Annotated in this window: 1 protein-coding gene; it reads right to left on the bottom strand. The window is 53.4% G+C overall.

The window, feature by feature from the left end; genetic code table 11:
- Positions 1 to 115: 115 nt before the first annotated feature.
- Positions 116 to 423, bottom strand: a 308-nt coding sequence (locus FMN63_RS29610) for a hypothetical protein (RefSeq protein WP_205513747.1), incomplete at its 5' end; no start/stop codon positions are given.

Here is a 423-nt window from a genome sequence, read left to right on the forward strand (position 1 = left end):
ACACGGTTGCGCAATTGGCGGACTTGCCTTTGGGCTGGCATGCTCGGCGCGATACAAAAAGCTCCCCATGGAGGCGGAGCAAAAAGCCTCCCGAGCCTCCAGAAATGGAGTTGAGTTAGGTCTGTCGTCCTATGGTTGAACAAGGCGCAAAATCTTCGCTGATCTGAATCAGGAGGAATTGGACGCGCAGCAACGCAAGTCGAAGATTGGCTGGCAATGGCGCTTGGCAACTTGCGATCCGGCAGAGCGCGAAGCGCTTGGAATCCAAGCCCGGCAGGACAGGCTTTTCTGGGAAGAAAAAACAGAATGCAAAATTTTTCGTGTCGATCGATAGCAAGGCTTTGGCCAAATATCTCGTAGAGCAAGACTCGCCAAATGTAGCCAGCCCCGAAGCAAGAGCCTGGGCGCGAAACTGTCTAAAAG

Source organism: Stappia sp. BW2, assembly GCF_008107695.1.
GTDB lineage: Bacteria > Pseudomonadota > Alphaproteobacteria > Rhizobiales > Stappiaceae > Roseibium.